At 60.0% G+C, this 3,579-nt stretch carries 4 protein-coding genes; 2 read left to right on the forward strand and 2 right to left on the reverse strand.

The features are described from left to right. Positions 1 to 266: 266 nt before the first annotated feature. Positions 267 to 998, reverse strand: a complete 732-nt coding sequence (locus tag KM176_RS24670) for an SDR family oxidoreductase (protein ID WP_160897330.1) — start codon at positions 996 to 998, stop codon at positions 267 to 269. A gap of 69 nt (positions 999 to 1,067) precedes the next feature. On the opposite strand from KM176_RS24670, the gene KM176_RS24675 reads away from it, so the two are divergent. After that, a complete protein-coding gene (locus KM176_RS24675) occupies positions 1,068 to 1,706 on the forward strand; it encodes a TetR/AcrR family transcriptional regulator (protein WP_160897331.1) in 639 nt (212 codons plus the stop codon). A gap of 375 nt (positions 1,707 to 2,081) precedes the next feature. Here KM176_RS24675 and KM176_RS24680 read toward each other — a convergent pair whose 3' ends face one another. Beyond that, the gene (locus KM176_RS24680; protein WP_160897332.1) at positions 2,082 to 2,444 is read right to left on the reverse strand and encodes a winged helix-turn-helix transcriptional regulator; all 363 of its coding nucleotides are present in this window, start codon (positions 2,442 to 2,444) and stop codon (positions 2,082 to 2,084) included. 98 nt (positions 2,445 to 2,542) lie between these two features. On the opposite strand from KM176_RS24680, the gene KM176_RS24685 reads away from it, so the two are divergent. Continuing rightward, positions 2,543 to 3,382 carry an enoyl-CoA hydratase/isomerase family protein gene (locus KM176_RS24685; RefSeq protein ID WP_160897333.1) on the forward strand — a complete coding sequence of 280 codons (840 nt, stop codon included), beginning with the start codon at positions 2,543 to 2,545 and terminating at the stop codon, positions 3,380 to 3,382. Positions 3,383 to 3,579 lie beyond the last annotated feature (197 nt).

Here is a 3,579-nt window from a genome sequence, read left to right on the forward strand (position 1 = left end):
CATGCATGCAGCGACACACCTGTGTCACCAGACTGCGAAGAGAAGCGTGACCCGGATGAGCGACATCGATCCCGCAGAAAGAAGGAAGACGAGCTTGACCCGAACGCCCAATTAGAGAAGCTGCCATCGATGGCATCGTACAGCATGGTCCGGCACGCTAAGCTCAGCTCTGCGGGCTTCCCGCCGTTCGCTACCGGCGATGTATGCTCCTTCTCACCGGCCGGATAAGCGGAGAACGCAGGCACCGCCGTGGCTCCCTCACCTGCTCACCAAGGCTCCTGGCCGTCGCGTCCTAAGAAAATTCCACTTGGCATGACTTCCATCAATGCAAGCCGGACGGCGGGTGCGGCCCCTTCGGCGACGGTCTGCTGTCCGAAATTGTTGTTGAGATCTGTGGCGGTTGATCCCGGATTGGCGGAACTCACGGTGATGCCTTCTGCCTGGAGTTCCCAGGAAAGTTGGACGGTCAGCATGTTTAGGGCCGCCTTCGACGCAGAATAGCCGACCGGCTTGACCTGGGCATGGTGCCAAAGACCGTCGCTCTGGCGGTTCAGGGAGCCAAGATCGCTCGATTGATTGATGATCCGCGCGGTGCCGCCTGCTTTGCGCAGCAAGGGTAGCATGGCCTTTGTCACCGCAATGGGGCCGAAGAAGTTGGTCTCGAAGATTTGTCTCGCCGCGTCGACGTCGGTCTCGCTCGGTTTGCCGACGGCCATGGATGCGATGCCCGCATTATTCACCAAGATGTCGAGCTTCCCGTATCGCTCCTCGATGGCGTCTTTCGCGGCAGCGATGCTCGTCGGGTCGGTCACATCAAGGCTCACGGCACTGGCCACCACGCCGTTCTGCGTGAGTTTACGGACGGCCTCTTCCCCGGCATCGGTCTTTCGTGCCCCGATCACCACGGTCATGCCGGCCGCGCCCAATTGGCGGCAGATCTCGTAGCCAATCCCCTTGTTCGCCCCTGTAACGAGCACGATCTTGCCTGCATGTTCCATCCAGAACCTCCTGAGTTGCAACCTCTTCAGGTGAATATATGAACATTCCTTCAGGTTTTGGATTCGCATATGGCCTCGCCGCTTTCTCCTCCGCCATCCCCCCGCAAAGAACCGGTACAGCGTCGCTCCAGGGCGTCGGTCGAGGCCATCCACGAGGCAACGATTCAGGTTTTGCTAGCGCAGGGAAGCGAATCCCTGACCACCACCCGTGTGGCCGAGCGCGCGGGTGTGTCGGTCGGCACTCTTTACCAATACTTCCCTAACAAGCAGGCGCTGCTCTACGCGGCCCTTGGCCGGCATCTTTCGTGGGTCTTCCAGGAACTTGCCACCGTTGTGAGGGACTGCGAGGGCCAACAGCTGAGGGTGATGCTTCCTCGTCTGGTCGATGCCTATCTTGATGCGAAGCTCTCAAGGCTTGCCGAGGCCAAGGCCTTGAATGGCATTGCAAGTGATACTGCGAGCCTTGCGCTCCTGCGCGACAGTTCAGTGCAGATAGAGGGCATGATAGAGAATGTTCTGGCGACCGCGCAAGATGTCGAGCTCGAGGATACAGGGCTTGCCAGTAAAATGTTCGCCCTGACGCTATCCAGCGTATCCCGGGCATTGATCGAACGGGAGTGCGATCGAGAGGGTGCAAATGCGATTGGCAAAGAGCTGGCTAGGATGCTGGTTAGCTACCTGCGTGACCGTGCAGGGCCCCGTGGCTAGGGCTACGCAGAAAATCATGATCTGAGCGGAACGCGATATACGGCGCGACCGGCGATATCGAGCAGGCAGCAACGCCGTCATTATATCGGACGAAGGACAGGTTCGAGCTGACATCAGCCGACAGCACTCGCATCATGCGGGCGGGAGAACAACGGCAAGTTTGGGCTCGAGGTTGCCGCGCGGCGGCGCAGAAACGGCCTCGTCAGGGTGTCCATCGCCAGCCGCGTTGCGGCGGACGAGCGCCAGCCCATAGCGGCCAGTCGGCCGCCGTCGTCCCTGCAAAGCCGCATTCCCGGAAGCGACCGTTCGACCAGCCATGCAGCATCGTGGCGGCTGCCAAGGTCGGCACGGCGGACAAAGTTAACGTTCACGCCATTATCGTTGGAGATCATATGCCTGCTGGGTCGTTTCGATGTCGCTCATATTGGTCACCGTCCAGTCGTAAAGCGATGAAAAAACCATCTTCAACGATTGCCCCATTGGGGTCAGGGCGTATTCAACCCCGATGGGCGAGGTCTCAAGCACCCTGCGCGTCACCATCCCGCTGCGCTCGAGCTTGCGCAAGGTTTCCGTCAGAACCCGCTGCGTTATCCCATCAAGCTGGCGCTTGATCGTATTGAAGCGCTTCGGTTCATCCAGAACCTGCAAAACCAGCATCGACCATTTGCTGATCAGCTGGTCCAGGATGGGTCGGCTCGGGCAATCGGCGCGGTAGATCGTCAGCGGTTCGGGAGCCATGGCGGTATCCTCTTGCAGACCTAGTATGGGAAAAGTGCGTTATTGATACTAGGTATTATAATGATACTTACCTGTCCATCCTAGAAAAGGTGGACATTATGGTATCGGACTACAAAACTTTGCGCACTCGCCGCGATGGCGGTGTTTCCCATGTCACGCTCGACAGCCCGCCGGTCAATGTGCTGGGCGTGCAGATGTTTGCGGACCTGCATGACTATCTGACGAAGGTGCGTGAGGACGAGACGCTGAAGGTGATCATCTTCGACAGCGCGGTTCCGGATTTCTTTATCGCGCATGTCGACATGTCGTTGATCGATCAGCCGCAGGCCTTTGATGCGCTGCTGGCGCTGGCACCCGAGGGGTTGAACATCTTTCAGGCCCTGGGCGAGATGCTGCGCCACCAGCCGCAGGTGACGATCGTCAAGCTGGAAGGCCAGGCGCGTGGCGGTGGTGCGGAGTTCGTGGCGGCGGCGGATATGTGCTTTGCGGCAATCGGCAAGGCGGGGCTTTCGCAATGCGAGGCGCTGATGGGCATCGTGCCCGGCGGTGGCGGCACGCAGTATCTGGCGCAGAAGATGACCCGTAACCGCGCGCTGGAAGTCGTGCTTGGTGCGGATGTGATTGATGCAGAGACCGCTGCCGCTTGGGGTTGGATCAATCGTGCCCTTCCGCCTGAGGCGCTAACGGAACACGTCGAGCGGATTGCCAAGAACATCGCAAACCTAGCCGATGGGGTGATCTCGGCGGCAAAATCCGCTCTACCAGCCGCAGATCTTGCATCAGGAATGCTGACAGAGCACGCGGCTTGGGCCGGGCTTTTCAGCCGACCTGCCGCTGCGGAGCTTATTCGTGGTGGTCTGCGTCTCGGCGCACAGACGCCGGGCGGGGAGGCGCAGCTTGAAACTATCATGCGTTCTCTGAAGCCGACCGTCCGCTAAGGGCTCGGAGCAGACATGCGGCGCTGCGACGCGTCGCATGACTGGCTTGGCAGAGCTGCACGACGTTTGCGGCCGAGGCTGTGTGGAAACGGGCCGGCAAGGGCTGTCGGCTGCTGACCGGCTAGGTTCTTCGCTTTCAGCAGCCTCAGACACCGCCCAGCGGATACGGCGGCCTGCTAAGCCTTTGTAGGCAGTGC

Origin of the sequence: Pseudooceanicola endophyticus (genome assembly GCF_018760365.1) — a bacterium.
Classification (GTDB): Bacteria; Pseudomonadota; Alphaproteobacteria; order Rhodobacterales; family Rhodobacteraceae; genus Pseudooceanicola; species Pseudooceanicola endophyticus.

What these genes read in the sequence shown, in the direction of transcription:
- KM176_RS24685 (WP_160897333.1), top strand. Translation starts at nt 2,543, where the DNA reads ATGGTATCGGACTACAAAACTTTGCGCACTCGCCGCGATGGCGGTGTT.
- KM176_RS24680 (WP_160897332.1), bottom strand. Translation starts at nt 2,444, where the DNA reads ATGGCTCCCGAACCGCTGACGATCTACCGCGCCGATTGCCCGAGCCGA.
- KM176_RS24675 (WP_160897331.1), top strand. Translation starts at nt 1,068, where the DNA reads ATGGCCTCGCCGCTTTCTCCTCCGCCATCCCCCCGCAAAGAACCGGTA.
- KM176_RS24670 (WP_160897330.1), bottom strand. Translation starts at nt 998, where the DNA reads ATGGAACATGCAGGCAAGATCGTGCTCGTTACAGGGGCGAACAAGGGG.